Source organism: Sphingomonas sp. PvP018, assembly GCF_017876865.1.
Lineage (GTDB): Bacteria > Pseudomonadota > Alphaproteobacteria > Sphingomonadales > Sphingomonadaceae > Sphingomonas > Sphingomonas aerolata.
This window is the reverse complement of sequence record NZ_JAGIOU010000001.1, coordinates 1,710,669-1,728,647: the sequence shown is the minus strand read 5'-3', so window position 1 is coordinate 1,728,647 and position 17,979 is coordinate 1,710,669. Positions and strand designations below refer to the sequence as shown.

Genomic DNA, 17,979 nt, shown 5'->3' with positions numbered 1-17,979 from the left:
CATCCACGGACATCCGTCCCGGAGGATCAAAGGAACCCTAGCGGCAGTGTGTTTACAGTTGGTTAGCGCGGCAGGACGCGCTGCGGTCGATGTCCATGGCGCTTGGCGGCGCGGGCGCGGTCCGGATCAGGGGAAGCCCGCACCGCCATGCGCACCGACCGCGGTCCCGGTCGAGTAGCTCGCCTCGCCGGATGCCAGCGCGACGAACAATATCGCGAGTTCGGACGGCTGCCCCGCGCGGCCAAGCGGCGTGTCCTGGCCGAATTCGTGCATCTTGCCCGGCAGCTGCCCGCCGGCGACCTGAAGCGGTGTCCAGATCGGGCCGGGCGACACGGCGTTGACGCGGATGCCCTTCTTGGCGAGCTGCTTGGCCATGCCGCGCGTCAGGTTCTGGATCGCCGCCTTGGTCGAGGCATAGTCGATCAGGTCGTCATTCGGATCATAGGCGTTCTGCGAGATCGTGTTGATGATCACCGAACCCGGCGGCATCGCTGGGATCGCGGCCTTCGAAAAGCGGAAGACGTGGAACACGTTGGTTTCGTAGGTACGGACGAACTGTTCGTCGCTGATCTCCATGATGTCCGCCTTGGACTGCTGATAGGCGGCATTGTTGACCAGGATATCGAGACCGCCGAGCTGCGCGATCGCTTTTTTGACAGTATCCTCGCAGGCCTTTTGCGTGCGGATGTCGGCGGGCAGCAGCACCGCCTTGCGCCCCGCCTGCCGGATCAGGTCAGCGACCTCGCGCGCGTCCGGCTCCTCGCTGGGATAATAGTTGATCGCGACGTCCGCGCCCTCGCGCGCAAAGGCGATCGCGGCGGCGCGCCCGATGCCGCTGTCGCCGCCGGTGAGCAGCGCCTTGCGACCGATCAGCTTGCCGCTGCCGCGATAGCTCTGCTCGCCATGATCGGGGCGGGGGGTCATCTTGCTGGCGAGCGCGGGCCAGGTCTGGCGCTGCTCGGGGAAGGGGGTGCGGGTGTACACGGTGCGCGGGTCGCGCAGGCTGGGGGCGGGCCCGGTGCCGGAGGCCTCGGTCGACTGGGCCCGCGCCATGCCCGGCGCGGCCGCGGCTGCAAGGCCGATGGCGGCACTGCCCAGGATGCTGCGGCGGGAGGTTTCACCGTTGCTCATGATCGGATCCTTGTCGGTGGGTCGGGGTCGCCGGCGTGCTGGTCCCTGCTCGACGAACCGCGGCGCGGACCGTTCCATCGGCGCGGTCATCCGGCCCGATACCGCGGAAACCGCGGATGCCGAGCGGCGTTCATCCCGATCTGCACCTGCGAGTATCCCACCATGACCGACCGCCCCCGCATCATCTGCCTCATGACCGCGTCGGTCGATGGTGGGCTGCATCCCAGCCGCTACACCGACAGCCCGGATGGCACCGCCAAGGCATGGACGCGCGCCTATGAGTCGCTGCACGAGCGCCTCGACGCCGATGGCTGGATCGTCGGACGCGTCACCATGGCGGAGATGGCGAAGGGAGAGCCGCGTGCGTCGACGACGGCGGACGCGCCCGCGCGACCGTCGCTGTTCCAGGCGCGCGATGCCACGTCCTTCGCGATCACGCTCGATCGCGCCGGCAAGATCCGCTTCGCCGGGCCCGACATCGGCGGCGACCCTGTGGTCGTGCTGCTCGGACGCGGGGTGAGCGACGCCCATCTCGCGGAGCTCGCCGCCAATGGCGTGTCCTACCTCGTGTCGGACAGCGACGAGATCGACCTCGCCGGTGCGCTCACAACGTTGCGCCGCGAACTCGGCATCGAAACATTGCTGCTTGAAGGCGGCGCCGGCATCAACGGCTCGTTCCTCGCCGCCGGTCTGGTCGACGAACTCAACCTCGTCATCGCACCCGCACTCGACGGCGGGGCCGATGCGGAGCGGATCGTCGCGGCGGGCGACGGCCTGAAGGGCAAGGTGACGCTGTCACTGCTCGGATGCGAACACCTGGCCGCCGGGGCGGTCAATTTGCGGTACCGGGTGGAGGCGGTCGGCTAAGCGCAGTCGGCGTACATAGCGGAACGGCAATGGTGCACCCGACTGGATTCGAACCAGTGGCCTCTGCCTTCGGAGGGCAGCGCTCTATCCAGCTGAGCTACGGGTGCCTGAGGCGTGCGCGTAGCAAAGCCTAGTCGGGTGCGCCAGCCATTTTCTTGGCCGTGCCGATCTTGGCGGCGAGCTTGGGCGGCGGGGTCTTGGGCTTGAACGCACACAGGTCCGCGACGAGGCAGCGCCAGCATTCGGGGATGCGCGCCTTGCAGACATAGCGGCCGTGCAGGATCAGCCAGTGATGCGCGTGGAGGCGGAAGGGCTGGGGGGTGGCCGCGTCGAGCTTCAGTTCGACCGCGAGCGGGGTCTTGCCGCGCGCGAGGCCGGTGCGGTTGCCGACGCGGAAGATGTGCGTGTCGACCGCGAAGGTCTCCGCGCCGAACGCGACGTTGAGCACGACATTGGCGGTCTTGCGCCCGACGCCGGGCAGGCGTTCGAGCGCGGCGCGGTCGTTCGGGACGATGCCGTCATATTCGTCGACGAGCATCTGCGACAGCGCGATGACGTTCTTGGCCTTGGTGTTGTACAGGCCGATCGTCTTGATGTGCTCCTTCAGCGCGTCGATCCCGAGCGCGAGCATCGCCTGCGGCGTATCGGCGATGCGGAACAGCGCGCGCGTCGCCTTGTTGACGCCGATGTCGGTCGCCTGCGCGGACAGCGCGACCGCCACGACGAGCGTGTAGGGATTGACGAATTCGAGCTCGGTCTCGGGATGCGGATCGGCCTCGGCGAGCCGCGCATAGAAGTCGACGACGTCGGCCTTCTTCACCGGCTCACAGCCCCAGCACGTCGCCCATCCGGTAGCGGCCGGCGGGCTGGTCGGCGAGCCAGAGCGCCGCACGCACCGCACCGCGGGCGAAGATGCTGCGATCGTCGCCACGGTGGTTGAGCTCGATCCGCTCGCCTTCGCCGGCGAAGATCACGCTGTGGTCGCCGATCACCGATCCGCCGCGCAGCGACGCGAAACCGATCGTCCCCTCGCTGCGCGCGCCGACCAGCCCGGCGCGACTGTCGACGCGCAGTTCGGCGAGCGTCGAATCGCGCCCGCGTGCGGCGGCCTCGCCGAGCAGGAGTGCCGTGCCCGACGGCGCGTCGACCTTGTGACGGTGATGCATCTCGACGATCTCGACGTCCCAGTCGGGGCCGAGCCGCGCCGCGGCCTCGCGCACCAGGATGCCGAGCAGCGTGACGCCGAGCGAGGTGTTGCCGGTCTGGAGGATCGCGATATCGGCAGCCGCCGCGTCGATCAGCGACTGGTGCTGCGGGGTCAGGCCGGTCGTGCCGATGACGAGCGCGGTGCCGACTGCACGCGCGGCGGCGAGATGCGCCTCGATTGCCGAGGGGGTCGAGAAGTCGACCAGCACGTCGGCGGCCGCCGCGAGCGGGCTGGGGTCATCGCCGGCATCGACGCCGCCCGCGAGCGTCGCGCCCGCGGTCTCGATCGCGTCGGTGATCGCGCGGCCCATCCGGCCGGCGCTGCCATAAATGCCGATCGCGGTCATGCGGGCCCGGGGGGCGGACGGAGGCGAGGTCGGTGCAATCATGCGCGCGCTTTCGCACGAAGCGGGGGGTCGCGAATAGACCCCAAATCCGCGCGATAGCGTTATCGCGGGACGGACGGGAGCGACCGGACGAGGTCGAGATCGGCGGGCTTGTCGACATCGACCGCGGCCAGCCCGTACGGCGTCGCGACCGCCGCGGCGACCAGCCCCGCCTTGCGCCCGAGATGCGCGATCGCATCGCCGAGCGTCAGCCGGCCCAGCGCATAGCGCAGCAACAGCCCCGGGCCGAGCCGGCGGACGATCCGCCACGGCCGCTTGCGATCCGCCTCGACCTGCCGCCACAGATCGATCGCGGCGATCGACCTGGGGGTCGCGAAGCGGAACAGGTTGCACCCCGACCAGCCGCCATCGGCGAAGCGGAGATAGGTGCGTCGCGTCCCGGGCGCTGCCGCCTCGACCACGTCGCGCCGTGCGAGCAGCACCGCGACATCGGCGTCGGCGGGAATGTCGGCCTGGAACCGCGTGATCCATTCGGGCCGGAGCAGCGCATGATCCGCGGTGGTGACGAGCAGCGGGGTGCCGAGCGCGGCGATCCCGTCGCCGACGCTCAGACTCGGGCCGCTCGCGGCGTCGAGCACCCGCAGCCCCAGCGCGACCGCATGATCGCGCACCGCGTCGTCCGATACCGATACCGCGATCACGCCCGCGCCCGCCTGTCGCAGTGCGTCCGCGACCCGCGCGAGCAATGTCTGTCCCTCCAGCAGGATGAGCGCCTTGTGCGCGACGCCCGCATAGGCCGCGAGCGGATCGACGCCGCCGCGCGACCCGGCGAGGATCAGCGCGTTGAACGGGGTAGGCACCTCCGTCATGCCGCCTGCCGCGCGCGCCAGACGCGCCACAGCACGCCGGGCGCGGCAAGGATCGGATGCCGCTCGGCCCAGGGCGACAGCGGCACGGCGATCCCGGTATGCCGCTCGATCTTCCACGCGCCGTAACGGGCGGCGCCGTCGAAGGTGAAGGCGGCGCGCATCAGCCGGGCGATGTTGATCGGCTTGCCCGCGCGCCGCCGCAGTCGCCACGCGCGCAGCACCGCGGCGCGGCGCGCGGGCGGCAGGGCAGGGCGCAGCGCCTGGCCCTCGGCGGTCACCGCGATCCCGTCCGCTGCCCAGGCGAGCGGAAGCAGCCGGTTATAGCGGTCGGGGTCGAAGCCGATGATCTGATCCTCGCGCCCGCCCTTTTCGACGCGGAATTCGGCGGCATAGGTCTGGCGGAACAGCGCCCGCCAATAGTCGCGCGGGGTGCCCGTCTCGGGGCCGAGCGCGGCGGCGAACCGCGCGGCGGAGCGCGCGGCGGCGGCGATCGCCTCGGCGATCCGCGCGGTCGTCGCCTCGTCGCGCGACCACACCAGCGCACAGGGCTGGACGAAGCGCGTCCAGATCGTCGTGTCGAGCGTCCCGGCGTCCGCCGCCCTGGCGAAGGTCGACAGCCGCATCGTCGCGATCTTCGCGCGCAGCGTCTCGCCCGCCTCGTCGATCTCGCGGTAGCTGACGGTCGGCCAGATGCCGCGTTCGGGCGCGCCCGCGGTCAGCACGTAGAAGTCGAGCACCCCCTCGGTCGCGCCGGTCCGCAGGTTGGAGCCGTAGAACAGGATGCCGACCGCGCCGGGCGTCGCCGCGAGCGCCTCGGCGACGCGCCGCACCGCAGGGATCACCGGGGTGGCGAGCTGGTCGCGCACGAGCGCGCCGAGCGTCGCGCTCACGGAACGACGAAGCTGATCGGCGCCGCCTGGCGGATCGTCAGCGCGCCGCCCGGATAGACTTCGCCGTCGAGGATGAAGCCCGCCTCCATCGTCACGTCGAGCGCGGGCGTGTCGATCCGGTGATAGCCCGCCCGGTCGAGCCATTTGGCGGGCGACCCCGCGACGATCAGCGGTGCTGCGGCGGCGAGCCAGCGTGGCGGCGCATCGACCAGCAGCGTCTTCAGCCCGTCGCGCGCCGCGCCGAACGGCTGGACGCCCAGCGGCATCCGCGTCAGCGTCGAGGCGAGCAGGATATAGCGATGCGTGTCGGTATCCGCGACCCGGCCGGCATCGGCGGCGGCATCGTAGCGGACGTGCATCCGGTTGCCCGCGCGCCACATCCCAGATGCGCGACCGAACAAGGTCTGGACGATCGCCCAGCTCAGCGCGACGCCGACCGCGAACCCCTTGAACGCGCCCGCGCGGTGCGCGCGCTGCGCCAGCCCGGTCGCCTCGACGAACGCGCCCGCGCCGAACAGGAAGCCACGGAGTTTCTGGCCGGTGCCGGCGCGTTCGACCTCGACCGGGCGCCGGACGATGCTCGCGCCGTCGCGCGCCGCGGCGAGCGCCTGGTCGAGCGTCCAGTGATCGGGAATGCCCAGATCGAGCGCGAGCGCGTTGGTCTTGCCCGACGGCACGATCGCGACCCGCGGCATCGCGCCCGTCCACACCGTCGCCGCCGCGGTCAGCACGTCGCGGATCGTGCCGTCGCCGCCGTCGATCACCAGCAGCTCGATCCCGTGCTGCGCGAAATCGCTCAGCACCGCGGCCAGCTCGGCCTGGGTCCGCGGCGTGACTGCGAGCACCGTGCCCGACACGAACGGCCGCGTCGCCTCGACGCTGCTGCGGTTGCGGTGGCTCTTGGGGTTGCAGATGATCCCGGTGCGGATCTGCGACGCAGCACTGCGCGCGGTCACGTCCGGTGCCGCGCCGCGTCTGGCCGCTGGAAACGGCATGCCATCAAAGGCCTGGAAATTGGAAACGGCGTCGCTCACACTCTTGGCTACCTGTCGCAGGCTAGTATCGCTACATTTTTATGGCACGTCTGCCCCTGATCGACGCTAGCGCCGATACCGCATCTTCATCCGCACGACCGTCCCCCCGGCCGGCAACGCCACCCGCGCCGACGCGAAGGAGGGCAGGCCGACCGATGTGGGGGCGTCGTTCGAAAATCCAAACCCCTCCTTGGGCAGGAACAGCGTGCGGTTGAAATCATGGTCGCTGTTCTCGTCATGATATTGCGCGATCGCGTAATAACCGGGCTTCAGCCAGAAACAGGCATGCGGCTGCGCGGCGGGCACGCGCGCGCGCGCCAGCTTGCCGCCCTTGGACAGGAACCGGCGCTTGTCGTCGGGATAGACGGTGAACGCGACCTCGCCGACCGCATTGTGCAGCGTGGTCGCCTCGAGCACGAGCTTGGCCGCGCCGTTCCCGGGCGTGCCGACGCACGTCTCCGCAGCAGCCGCGGACGTCGAGGCGAGCGTTGCACCCGCGGCGAGCGCGAGCAGGAGAGGCAGATTCGTCATGGGGGACCCTTGCAATCGCATAACGGCAATTTGGAGGCCAATGACGTCGGCTCTGTGAACCCGCGCTTTATCGACCGCGGCGGGCCGTGCCGCCCTCAGGGACGGCGGCGCGTCAGATGTGCCGCGGCGAACCCGAGCAGGATCGCGACCGCGACCGAGCCGATCGCGACGCCCATCGCCACCCCGGACGAGCCATAGAGCGGCATCAAGGCGAACGCGCCGATGAACAGCAGGACGACGCCGACGACGCGGATCGCGAACACCGTGCCCGCGCGGTTGACCGCGGTCAGCACGGTGTCGAGGCTGACCGTCGCCAGGTCGAAACACCCCGCCGCCGCGAGCCAGAGGAGCACCGGATAGGCGCTGCCGAACGACTTGCCGCCGACCAGTTTAAGCATCGGCTCACCGATCAGCGCGACGACCGCGAGGATCGCGAGCGCCGCCGCGCTGCTCGCCAGCATCGTCCGCACGAGGATGTAGCGCAGCCGCTCGGGCGCCGCGGTCCGCACCGCGCGGACGATCTCGGGGAAGGCGGCGCGCGACAGGAGCTGCGACAATTTGGCGAGTGCCTGCGCGACCTGTGCCGCGAGCCGGAACGCGCCCGCCGCGGCGGGGCCGATCGACGCACCGACCAGCAGCAGCGGGATCTGTTTGCTCGACAGGCCGAGCGTCGCGCTGGCATTGGTACTCAGCGCGAACTTCACGACGCCGGGATTCTCCGCGACCAGCGCGCGCCAGCCGCTGCGCCCGCCCAGCATCAGTGCGAAGTCGCCGCTCCGCCACACCATGATCCAGTAGGTCGCCGCGGTGACCAGCTCGGCCGCGGCCCAGGCGATCATGAAGCCGCGGATCGTCGGGTCGAACAGCATCGCCGCGCCTGCGCCGACGAAGCGGATCACCGGCGTCATGCTGTCGGCGAGTGCGGAGAGCGAGAATTTGTCGCGCAGCCGCAGGATGCCGAGCGGGGTCGAGCGGATCGTCAGCAGCTGGATCACCGCGAAGACCAGCGTGTAGTGCATCAGGTCGCGCGGGATGCCGAACGCGTTCGCCCAGATCTGGAGGATGCCGATCGTCAGCAGCGCGCCGAGGATCGCGCTCGACAGGTCGAGCCGCGCCGCCAGCCGGAACAGCCGCGCGAGCCGCGGGCTGTCGCCGTCATGGAGCGGCTGGACGCCGTACTGGACGATGATCTGCCACGTCTGGAAGCCGACGAACGTCGTCAGCGCCTGGACCGCACCGGTGATCAGCGCGAACCGGCCGAAATCGACGACCCCCAATGTCCGCGTCGCAAAGCCGAGATAGAAGAGCGACAGGATCGCCAGCACGCTGCGGCTCGCGAGCAGCCAGCCCAGGTTGCGCGCCGCCGAACGCAGCACGCCACCGAAATCCTTGGTCGTGGGGGAAGGGGCGGGGGCCTGGGTCATGCGCCCTGCGGCCCCTAAAGCGCGCGGTGCGGTGCGGCAAGTCGCGGCCGCAAGACCGCCCGCCGAACCGCCCGATCCAACGCGATCAGGCGAGCCAGCTCGTGATCGCGCCGCCCTTCGCGCGCCGTGCCATCGCCTGGAACAGCCGGACGAGATGGACGACCAGCGAGATCGCGGTCCACGCCGCGACGCCGATGATCCCCCAGTCGGGCCGCGTCACGACCAGCCCCGCGAACAGGATCACCATGTTCGGGTTGCGCCGCGCGGTGATCAGCCGGAACCAGCTGTCGAAGCGTTCCCAGACATGGATGTGCATCCCGAACCGGACGATGAACGCCCCCTCGATCAGCCGCTGTGCGACATAGCCGAACAGCATCGTGCCGATCACCGCCCAGAAGGTCGCATCGTCGAGCGGCCGGCCATAGGGCGCGCAGCCCGCGGCCCAGGCCCACCACCAGAAGGGCGGATGGACCAGGTCGACGCCGTGATCCCATGCATTGCCGAGCTTCGACGCGGTGATCGTGCAGCGCGCGAGCTTCCCGTCGACGGTGTCGAGCACCATGAAGACGAGTCCGGTGGCAAGCCCGGTCCAGAACCAGCCATACCAGAAGGCGATCGTCGCGACGATGCACAGCACCGATCCCATCGCGGTGACCTGGTTCGGCGTGATCCCCGCGCGCGCGCAGACCCGGGTGATCGCCAGCGCCCATTCGGGCCAGAGATATTTGGTCAGCAGGTCGGTGACGCCCTTGTACGCGCCGACATAGCTCGCCCGCTCGATCGCGGGGACCGCGGCGGGGACGAGCCGCTCGGCAAACGGCTTTTCGCGCTTGCGCAGCGCCTCGTTGAGGATCCCCTCGTCCGACTCGGCGGCGATGAGCGTCAGCCCGCTGGCGGCGTCGAGGGCTGCGTCCGCGTGCATCGCCGCGGCGACCCGCGCGCGCTCCTCGGTGGTCCGGACATGCGCCAGCACGGGAACGCCCGCGCGCGTCATCACGGTGCCGGGGCGCGTCTTCAGATGCGCGGTCCAGACCGGGTCGAACGCGAACGCCATGTTGGCGAGGATCGCGGGGCCGTCCGCCGCGTCGCTGCCGGCAAAGCCCTGCGCCACGCCGATCCGCCGCAACCGCTCGTCGTTGCGCATCCCCCAGAGCAGGGTCGGATTGTCGCCCAGGGGCACGAGTGCTGGCATGTCTTGCATCCGCTGCCCGATAGCCGATTGCGCGCGGATTGCGAGCCCGGGCTGGTTCAGCGCAGCGCGGCGAGCACCGCCTGCGCCGCGCGTGCGGGCGCGCCGCCCGACACGTCGCCGAGCGCGGTCTCGACGAACCGCGTCTGGAAATCCCGATATCCGGGATGCAGCGCGGGTGCGGCGTCGATCGCCGGGATCAGCGCGTCGAGGCTGTCGACCACCGCGCCTGCGCCCCACATCGCATAAGAGGGATCGCCCTCCCAGTCGGCCCCCAGCGCGTTCAGGAACACACACGGCCGCGGGCGCATCATATATTCGACCACCTGGCTCGACGTGTCGCCCAGATACAGGTCGGCGGCGGCGGTGTAGCTGCCATCGACCATCGCGAAGCTGTCGAGATCGGCATGCACCCCCGCGCGGCCGGCGAGCCCTGCGACGAAGCCGCGCAGCTCGGGCGCGCGCTCGACGAGCCGCTGGTGCGGCGCGAAGATCAGATTGTAGCGCCCGTCGGCGAGGATCCGCTCGACCACCTCGGGCCCCCAGCGCCACCACGACGAGCGGTGCGCCTGCCAGTGCGGGGTGTAGAGGATCACCGGGCGCGGATCGGCGAACAGCCGCGCGGCGGGGGTGCGCTGGCGGAACGCGGCCTTCACATAGCCGGTGGTGACGATCCGCGCGGGCGCGTCGCCGCCGTCGATCAGCGCCTGCCGGTCGCGCTCGGCCGCAACCAGCGTGCGCCAGCCCGCGCGCCGCCGCCAGTGACCGCGCGCCATCATCGACCCCGCGCCGTGGAACGTGTCGATGAACCGCGTCCGCAGCGGCAGCGTCGCGGGCAGCCACAGGCTGGTCTGTTCGGCGCACACCACCACGGGCGTGCGCAGCAGATGCGGCAGGAGGCGGAACAGCGTCGGCAGCTTGGGCGGCAGCGGCGGATTGTCGCCCTCGGCATGGCCGGGCATCGCGCGAAACCCCGGTGCGCGCCGGATCGTCACCTGCCCAAGCCCCGTGCTCCAGCGTGCAAGCAGCGCTTCGTGCACCGACGTACTGACCCACAATTCGATCGGCAGCGTCGGCTCGGCAGCGGCGAGCGCCTCGACGATCGGATAGAGATGCGGGATCAGCAGCGTCTCGCCGAGGAACAGGAACGCGACCTTGCGGCTCATGACGCCTGCCAATGCGCAATGTCCTCGGGCCGGTCGATCTCCTGCCAGCGCGCACCCGCAGGAATCCGCAGCGCACGGACGCCGGCGCCCTCGGCGACGCGGCGGACGACCGCGTGGTGATAGGCGTGGATCCCCTCGTCCTCGCCGATCACCGCGCGCAGCGCGTCGGCATAGGCGGTGCCGCCGCCCGACAGGATGAGCCCGAGCGACCGGTCGGTCGCCTGATGCCCGACCAGATGCTTGCCGACCGCGATCACCCGCTCGCCGTCCGCCTCGACCAGCATGTCGTCGAGCCCGGGTTCGTGGAGCGGCTCGACCACCAGCGTCACGCCGGGCGCGGGCTCGGCGCGCGCCGCCTGCAGGATCGCGGCGTCGAACAGCGTGTCGCCGTTCATAAGCGCGAACGCGGCGCCCAGATGCGCGCGCGCCGCCCAGACGCTGCCGATGCTGTTGGCGACCGACCAGAAGGGGTTGAAGATCAGCGTCGTCGGCGGATCGCCGCACCGCCCGGCCAGATGCGCGGCGATCTGGTCGATACGATACCCGCCGACGATCACCGCGCCATCGAACCCCGCCGCCGCGACCGCGTCGAGCTGCGAATCGAGGATCGCCCGCCCGCCGACCTGCACGAGGCATTTCGGCGTGCTGAGCGTCAGCGGCAGGAGCCGCGATCCGTGGCCCGCGGCAAGGATGATGGCCTTCATGGCACCCGCTTATGCATCAACTGTGGCAGGAAAATGCAGCGATTCGTCCGTGGATGCGGGGCAGAGTCGCGCGCGTCGTCCTGCCTGGTGCTGGACCCCCGCCTGCGCGGGGGAACGGTGGCGGATCCGGTGTGGCAAAACCTGTTCTCCCGCGAAGGCGGGAGCCCAGGGTTCCGGGCGATGTCCTGCGTAACCCTGGGCACGCTCCTCAGCGCCGCACGACCGCCGCATCGTCGCGCGACCAGCCGCCGCCCATCGCCTGGTAGAGCGTCACATAGGCCGTCAGCCGGTCCGCGCGCGCCTGGACCAGCGACAGCTCCGCGGTCAGCAGCCCGCGCTGCGCATCGAGCTGGTCGATATAGGCCGAATAGCCCGCGCGGTAGCGGTTCGACGCGTTGCGCAGCGCACCCGCGAGCGCATCGCGCTGTGCCGCGAACGCATTGGCCTGTTCGCCCGAGCGGCGGACACCCGCAAGGCTGTCGTCGACCTCGCGGAACGCCTGCAGCGCGGTGCGGCGATAGGCGAACGCCGCCTGGTCGCGACGCGCGGTGGCGGCATCGGCCTGCGCGCCCAGCCGGCCGCCGTCGAAGATCGGGCTGAGCACGCTCGCGCCGATCGAGAACACCGCGATCGGATCGGCGAGCGCACTCGACAGCACGACACCCGCCGAGCCGGTGAGTGCGAGATTGGGCAGCATCGCCGCGCGCGCGCTGTCGAGCGAGCGGTCGGTCGCGACCAGCGTCTGCTCCGCCTGATAGAGATCGGGGCGGCGGCGGAGCAGGTCGGCGGGCAGCCCGTCGGGGATCGCGGGCGCGGCGAGCCGGTCGAGCGGCAGGCCGCGCGGGATCGGCCCGGGGACATCGCCGAGCAGCAGGCTGAGCGCGTTTTCCTGGCGGCTGATCGACAGTTCGGCGGCGGGGACAAGCTGTTCGGTGGCGTGATATTCCGCCTCGGCCTGGCGCAGTTCGAGGTTCGAGGTGTAGCCGGTCTCGGCGCGGCGGCGGGCGATGCGCAGCCCCTCGGCGCGCGCATCGAGCGTCTGGCGCGCGACCGCGAGCCGCTGGTCGAGCGCGCGCAGCGTGATGTAGCCGGTCGCGACGCTGCTCGCGATCGCGAGCCGGACGGTGTCGCGCGACGCTTCGCTCGCGAGCAGCTGCGCCTGCGCCGCGCGGCTCGCCTGGCGAAGGCGGCCGAACAGGTCGAGATCATAGCTGATGCTGACCGCGGGCTGCGCGCCGATCGCATCGATCGGCGTGCCGAGCGCGCCGACCGTCTGCCCGGTGGTGCCGGGCGCGGATCCGTTGACCAGCGGCGTCTGCTGCGCCCGCGCCAGCCGCGCGGCGGCCCGCGCCTCGTCGATCCGCGCGGCGGCCGCCCCCAGATCGGGGCTGTTGGCGAGCGCCCGCCCGACCAGCTGCGTCAGCACCGGATCCCCGAACGCGCTCCACCAGTCCGCCCGGATCGGCGTACCCGGCCCCAGCGCGGTCCGCCACGCGGGGGGTGGGGCAACCGCAGTCGCGGCAGGCGCCTCGGGGCGGGGGCCGATACACGCGGTGGCGAGTAGCGCGAGGGGGAGGGCGGTGGCGGTCCGCCATGCCTCTATCCTCCGCCACGTCCACACGCCCCGCCACACACGCCACCACCCCGGCGAAGGCCGGGGCCCAGTTGGGAAGGCCACAGTAACGGCGGACAGCGCTACGTCATCGCCGTCCCCCAACTGGGCCCCGGCCTCCGCCGGGGTGGACGTTCTCGCCGGGGTAGCGGTTTTGATTGCGGCGGCGGCGTGGGTCGGCGCAGCGCCCTCCCTCAAGATGTCTCCCCGCGAAGGCGGGGACCCAGGCTGGGCTCCCGCCTCCGCGGGAGAACAGGACGCGCGCGCGGCGTCGGGCACCGCCCGCACCCCCTGCCACCACCCCGGCGAAGGCCGGGGCCCAGTTGAGAAGGTCGCAGTAACGGCGGACAGTGCTCCGTTATCGCCGTCCCCCAACTGGGCCCCGGCCTCCGCCGGGGTGGGGATCCTGGTTTGGCTTACCGCCCCTGCCAAAATGTTTCGCCGCGAAGGCGGGGACCCAGTCTGTTCTCCCGCCTCCGCGGGAGAACAGGACGCGCGCGCGGCGTCGGGTATCACCCGCACCCCCTGTCTCCACCCCGGCGAAGGCCGGGGCCCAGTTGGGAAGGTCGCAGTAAGGGCGGACAACGCTCCGTTATCGCCGTCCCTCAACTGGGCCCCGGCCTTCGCCGGGGTGGAAATCTTGGTTTGGCTTGTCGCCCCTGCCAAAATGTCTCCCCGCGAAGGCGGCGATCCAGGCTGGGCTGGAGAACAGGGACCGAGGGGGGGGCGCGACATCACCGCGGCCCCGGCCCGCCGGCGGTATCGACCCGCGCCTGCACCGACATCCCCGGCCGCAACCGCGCACTCAGCGGCTGGCCCGGATCGACGCGGATGCGGACCGCGATCCGCTGCGGCACCTTGGTGAAGTTGCCGGTCGCATTGTCCGCCTTCAGCACCGCGAATTCCGACCCCGCCGCGGGCGAGATCCGTTCGACGCGCCCGGTCAGCCGCTCGTTCGCGAGCCCGTCGACGGTGAACGACGCGGGCTGGCCGACTGCCATCCGCGCGGTCTGCGCCTCCTTGAAATTCGCGATCACCCAGGTTTCGGGCGGCACGAGGAACATCAGCTGCGACCCCGCGGTCACATATTGGCCGAGCCGGACGCCGACCTCGCTCAGCCGCCCCGTCTCGGGCGCTCGGATCACCGTGTTGGCAAGGTCGATCCGCGCGAGCTGGCGCGCCGCCTCCGCGCCCGAGACGCCCGCCTCCTGGCCGCCGCGCCCGACCTCGACGGTGCGGATGTCCTGGCGGGCGATCTCGCGCGCGGCCTTGGCCTGCTGGACCTGTGCCTCCGCCTGGCGGAGCGCGGCGAGCGTCTGGTCGCGTTCGCGCAGGCTGACCGAGCCGTCGGTGACGAGGTCGTTGACGCGCGCCATGTCCGCCTGCGCGCGCATCAGCTGCGCCGCGGCATTGGCGACCGCGGCGTCCTGCGCGGCGAGGCTCGCCTGGCGGCTGCGCGCGGTCTGCAGGCTGTTGGACAGCGTCGCCGCCTGCGCGTCGACCTGTGCCTGCGCCTGGTCGATCCGCTGGCGATAGATGCGGTCGTCGATCTTCACCAGCGGATCGCCCGCCTTCACATCCGCGAAGTCGCGCACGAGCACCTGCGTCACATAGCCGCTGACCTGCGGGCTGATCACCGTGGTGCGGCCGCGGACATAGGCATTGTCGGTCGACTGGTAGCTGGTCGCGAACGGCGGCAGCCGCCACGCCGCGAGCACCGCGCAGACGCCCGCGATCACGAGCAGGACAATGACGCCGATGACGCGCGGGCTGGGCGGCTGCGGTCGCCAGCCCGAGCCGACCGGGGTGGCGGGCGTCGCGGCGGGGGCGGGCGCAGGCGCGGCCGTAGGGGCGGCGGCCGTCTCCGCCTGTTTCTCCTCCGTCGCGGGTCCTTCTGCCACCGGGCTGCGGGCGTCGGTCATGTCGTCCTCTCAAGTCGCGCACGGCGTTCGCGTCGTTGGCGTCGCACCATCAGGAAGACGAGATACCCGAACGTCCCTCCGGCGAGAATCGCGACCAAGCGGAAGACGTCGGCATAGGCAAGCACGTTTGCTTCGCGCGTCGTGGTCTGGGACAAAATCGCCGCACCTTCCGCGCTGCGCAGCGTCGGGTCGACGATCACCCGGCCGACCGCGGCACCGCCCGCGGCGATGCGCTGCGCGACGATCGGGTCGGTCGGCGAGATCTGCTGGACGAGGGCGGCGCTGTTCGCCTTCTCCCGGACCACCTGATAGCTGCCGAGCAGCGCGGTGCCGCCAAGCCCGCCCAATGAGTTGATGATCCCGAACAGTGCGATGAAGCTGATGATGTGCCCCGCACCCTCCTTCAGCGCGCGCGTCATCCCGAACAGCAGCGCCGGGCCTAGGAAGAAGGTCGCAGAGAAACCGATGATCGCCTGCGTCACGTACATCTGCGGCGCGCGCGTCAGGCTGGTCGCATAGGAATCGAACCACGCCGCCACCGCGACCAGCCCGATCGCGAGCATGATCGGGTGGCCGAGCCGCTCGACGTCGAGCGTCACCGCGCTCGCGATCACGCCCGCGACCGAGGCGACGAAGATGATCAGGAAGAACGGGATAAGCTGGTCGTTGTTCTGACCCAGCACGGTCAGCAACCCGACTGCGGCATAGGTCTGTTCGGACAGCACGATCCGCGCCATCACGATGACGACGGTGAAGCGCAATATGTCCGCGCTGCCGAGCCAGCGGGTGTTGAGCAGCGGGTTGACGCGGTGATGCTCGACGACGATCGCGGCGGCGAACATCGGGATCGCGACGATCAGCGCCCAGCCGATCCACGGCGCATTGGTCCACCACAGGATCCGCCCGAGCCCGAGCACTGCGGCGAACAGCGCGGTCGACCCCGCGAACAGCACGAAGGTGAGGAAGTCGAGCGGCTCGAACGCCTTGCTCCGCGTCGTCGGCGGCAGGCGCAGCGCCGCGACCGCAGCGAGCGACAGCAGCGCGAGGCCGAGCTCGAACAAATACAGCGTGCGCCACTGCGACATGGCGAGCAGGTCGGGCGAGAACAGCCGCGCGAGCGGCGTCGCGCATTGCGGGATGCCGATGCCGAGCACGACCGCCTTCAGCCGCCATTTCGCGGGCAGCGACTGCATCACATAATAGAGGCACAGGCTGCTGAGCGCGGCGCCCGCCATCCCGCTGATCGCGCGAACCGCGATCGCGGTGGCAAAGCCGTGGACGAACAGATGCGCGAGCGTCACGAGGACATAGAGCGTGAGGAAGATCAGCGCGAAGGGCCTGAGCCCGAACTGCGCACGGAACTTGATCATCAGCAGGTTGATGCTGACGTTGGTCATCACATAGACCGTCGGCAGCCACGCGATCTCGGCGGGATCGAGCCCGAGCGCACCCTGCAGCGTATAGGTGTTCGCACTGATCAGCGCATTGCCGAACCCGACCGTCAGCCCCAGCAAAATGCCGATCAGCGCATAGGCGATCTGGCGGTGCCGCGGATGCGCGGGCGAGCCCGGTGAGCCGGGGAGGACGGGCAGTTCGTGCGGCGCGAACGTCCAGTCTTCCTCACTCAGGAAGCGTCTGATTCTCCGGGCGATCATGGTCGCTGTCTTGTGGCATGATCACGGAGGCACGTCATCCGGGAAGACGGATCGCGGCGAGCGATTTTCCCAGGAAAAACACCACCCCGGCGAAGGCCGGGGCCCAGTTGGGGGACGGCGGTAACAGCGGGCCGCCCTCCATTACTGCGACCTCTCCAACTGGGCCCCGGCCTCCGCCGGGGTGGTCGCCATCGTGCTGGATGTCCCCCCCATGCTGCACCGCAGCGGAACATCCCCGCACCCGCACCGTTGCGCTGTCATGCGCATATTCAGATCGCTCCACATACCGCCCGAATGGGTCTGGCTGGAAAGCGTCGCCGTGGTCTCCGCGGCGGTGCTCTTCGCGCTCGTCGCGCACTGGCTGACGATGCGGATCGCCGGCCATGCGCAGCGGCGGTCGACCGCCAAGACCGACGGGCTCGTCCTCGCGCGCGTCCGCCGGCCGCTGCGCGCGGTGTTCGTCGCGGTCAGCGTCGCGTTCGTCGCGCGGATCCTGCCGATGGACGACGATATCGAGGAATTGTGGAAGCAGCTGCTCGGCTTCCTCGTCCCCGCCTTGCTCGGCTGGCTCGCGGTCGCGGCCCTGCGCGCATTCCAGGACGTGATCGAGATCCGCTCGGACATCACCGTCGAGGACAATCTGCGTGCGCGACGCAAGCGCACCCGTGCGGCGATCCTCGGACGGATCGGCACCTTCTTCATCATCTTCATCAGCGTCTGCCTGATGCTGCTGAGCGTCCCCGGCATCCGTTCGATCGGCGTCACGCTGATGGCGTCGGCGGGTATCGCCGGCCTCGTCGTCGGTGCCGCCGCCCAGCCTGCGCTCAAGAATCTGATCGCCGGCGTGCAGATGGCGTTCACCGAACCGATCCGGCTCGACGACGTGCTGATCGTCGACGGCGAATGGGGGCGCGTCGAGCAGATCAACCTGACCTTCGTCGTCATCAAGATCTGGGATGAGCGCCGCCTCGTCGTGCCGGTGTCGAAGTTCCTGGAACAGAGCTTCCAGAACTGGACGCGCGAGACCAGCCAGCTGATGGGCTCGGTCTTCTGGTATGTCGATCCGTCGACCGATGTGCCCCGCCTGCGCGAAAAGCTCGCCGAGGTGGTGAAGGCCAATCCGCGCTGGGACGGCCGGTTCTTCAACCTGCAGGTCACCGACATGAAGGCGGACGCGGTCGAACTCCGCGCGCTGATGACCGCCAAGAACGCCTCGGTCGCGTTCGACCTGCGCTGCGACGTGCGCGAGGCGATGCTGGCGTTTATCACAGCGGAAATGCCCGAGGCGATGCCCCGCGGCCGCCTGCTGATGGCCCCGGACCCGGTGCGCGGCACCGCGTCGTAACGCTGGCGCGGCGTATGACACCCGTTTCGTCAGGATGACGGGTTATGAGGAGAACCCGTCACCGCTCGGCACCATCCCAGCTCAAGC

General features: G+C 70.5%; 16 protein-coding genes and 1 tRNA gene. 2 read left to right on the top strand and 15 right to left on the bottom strand.

The genetic code is table 11. The annotated features are described in order from the left end of the window. Positions 1 to 126 precede the first annotated feature (126 nt). Complete coding sequence (locus J3A66_RS07510; RefSeq protein ID WP_209568043.1) at positions 127 to 1,131, bottom strand: SDR family oxidoreductase; 1,005 nt, start codon at positions 1,129 to 1,131, stop codon at positions 127 to 129. A gap of 162 nt (positions 1,132 to 1,293) precedes the next feature. Here J3A66_RS07510 and J3A66_RS07505 point away from each other — a divergent pair, with 162 nt between their 5' ends. Next, positions 1,294 to 1,998 (top strand): dihydrofolate reductase family protein, encoded by a 705-nt coding sequence (locus J3A66_RS07505; RefSeq protein ID WP_209568041.1) that lies wholly within the window; start codon positions 1,294 to 1,296, stop codon positions 1,996 to 1,998. Positions 1,999 to 2,028: 30 nt separating this feature from the next. On the opposite strand, the gene J3A66_RS07500 is transcribed toward J3A66_RS07505, so the two are convergent. From J3A66_RS07500 to J3A66_RS07435, 14 genes are all read right to left on the bottom strand, one after another. Continuing rightward, positions 2,029 to 2,105: transfer RNA gene (locus tag J3A66_RS07500), tRNA-Arg, on the bottom strand. Positions 2,106 to 2,128: 23 nt separating this feature from the next. Further along, positions 2,129 to 2,818, bottom strand: coding sequence for an endonuclease III (nth, locus tag J3A66_RS07495; RefSeq protein ID WP_209568039.1), 690 nt, complete (start codon positions 2,816 to 2,818; stop codon positions 2,129 to 2,131). Between the two features lie 4 nt (positions 2,819 to 2,822). After that, positions 2,823 to 3,551 carry a 4-hydroxy-tetrahydrodipicolinate reductase gene (gene dapB / locus J3A66_RS07490; RefSeq protein ID WP_209570432.1) on the bottom strand — a complete coding sequence of 243 codons (729 nt, stop codon included), beginning with the start codon at positions 3,549 to 3,551 and terminating at the stop codon, positions 2,823 to 2,825. A gap of 101 nt (positions 3,552 to 3,652) precedes the next feature. Beyond that, positions 3,653 to 4,420, bottom strand: a complete 768-nt coding sequence (locus tag J3A66_RS07485; protein ID WP_209568037.1) for a nucleotidyltransferase family protein — start codon at positions 4,418 to 4,420, stop codon at positions 3,653 to 3,655. After that, a complete protein-coding gene (locus tag J3A66_RS07480; RefSeq protein WP_348634086.1) occupies positions 4,417 to 5,262 on the bottom strand; it encodes a hypothetical protein in 846 nt (281 codons plus the stop codon). The genes J3A66_RS07485 and J3A66_RS07480 overlap by 4 nt, the downstream gene beginning before the upstream one ends. A 44-nt stretch (positions 5,263 to 5,306) precedes the next feature. After that, a complete protein-coding gene (locus J3A66_RS07475) occupies positions 5,307 to 6,305 on the bottom strand; it encodes a diacylglycerol kinase family protein (RefSeq protein WP_209568032.1) in 999 nt (332 codons plus the stop codon). 105 nt (positions 6,306 to 6,410) lie between these two features. Then, positions 6,411 to 6,875: a DUF2141 domain-containing protein gene (locus J3A66_RS07470; protein WP_209568029.1), complete on the bottom strand. Its 465-nt coding sequence runs from the start codon at positions 6,873 to 6,875 to the stop codon at positions 6,411 to 6,413. 95 nt (positions 6,876 to 6,970) lie between these two features. Beyond that, entirely contained in the window at positions 6,971 to 8,299 is a 1,329-nt protein-coding gene (locus J3A66_RS07465) for a lipopolysaccharide biosynthesis protein (RefSeq protein WP_209568027.1), read from the bottom strand. 85 nt (positions 8,300 to 8,384) lie between these two features. After that, complete coding sequence (locus tag J3A66_RS07460) at positions 8,385 to 9,500, bottom strand: CDP-alcohol phosphatidyltransferase family protein (RefSeq protein WP_209568025.1); 1,116 nt, start codon at positions 9,498 to 9,500, stop codon at positions 8,385 to 8,387. Positions 9,501 to 9,547: 47 nt separating this feature from the next. Further along, entirely contained in the window at positions 9,548 to 10,654 is a 1,107-nt protein-coding gene (locus J3A66_RS07455; protein WP_209568023.1) for a hypothetical protein, read from the bottom strand. Beyond that, positions 10,651 to 11,358 (bottom strand): NTP transferase domain-containing protein, encoded by a 708-nt coding sequence (locus J3A66_RS07450; protein WP_209568021.1) that lies wholly within the window; start codon positions 11,356 to 11,358, stop codon positions 10,651 to 10,653. The genes J3A66_RS07455 and J3A66_RS07450 overlap by 4 nt, the downstream gene beginning before the upstream one ends. Positions 11,359 to 11,566: 208 nt before the next feature. Beyond that, a complete protein-coding gene (locus tag J3A66_RS07445) occupies positions 11,567 to 12,961 on the bottom strand; it encodes an efflux transporter outer membrane subunit (protein WP_209570431.1) in 1,395 nt (464 codons plus the stop codon). Positions 12,962 to 13,704: 743 nt separating this feature from the next. After that, entirely contained in the window at positions 13,705 to 14,892 is a 1,188-nt protein-coding gene (locus tag J3A66_RS07440) for an HlyD family secretion protein (RefSeq protein WP_209568020.1), read from the bottom strand. Then, entirely contained in the window at positions 14,889 to 16,547 is a 1,659-nt protein-coding gene (locus J3A66_RS07435) for an MFS transporter (protein ID WP_031440138.1), read from the bottom strand. Before J3A66_RS07435 ends, J3A66_RS07440 begins: the two co-directional genes overlap by 4 nt. A gap of 259 nt (positions 16,548 to 16,806) precedes the next feature. Between J3A66_RS07435 and J3A66_RS07430 the strand changes: the two genes are divergently transcribed. Further along, the gene (locus tag J3A66_RS07430) at positions 16,807 to 17,892 is read left to right on the top strand and encodes a mechanosensitive ion channel domain-containing protein (protein ID WP_192069772.1); all 1,086 of its coding nucleotides are present in this window, start codon (positions 16,807 to 16,809) and stop codon (positions 17,890 to 17,892) included. Positions 17,893 to 17,979: the final 87 nt, after the last annotated feature.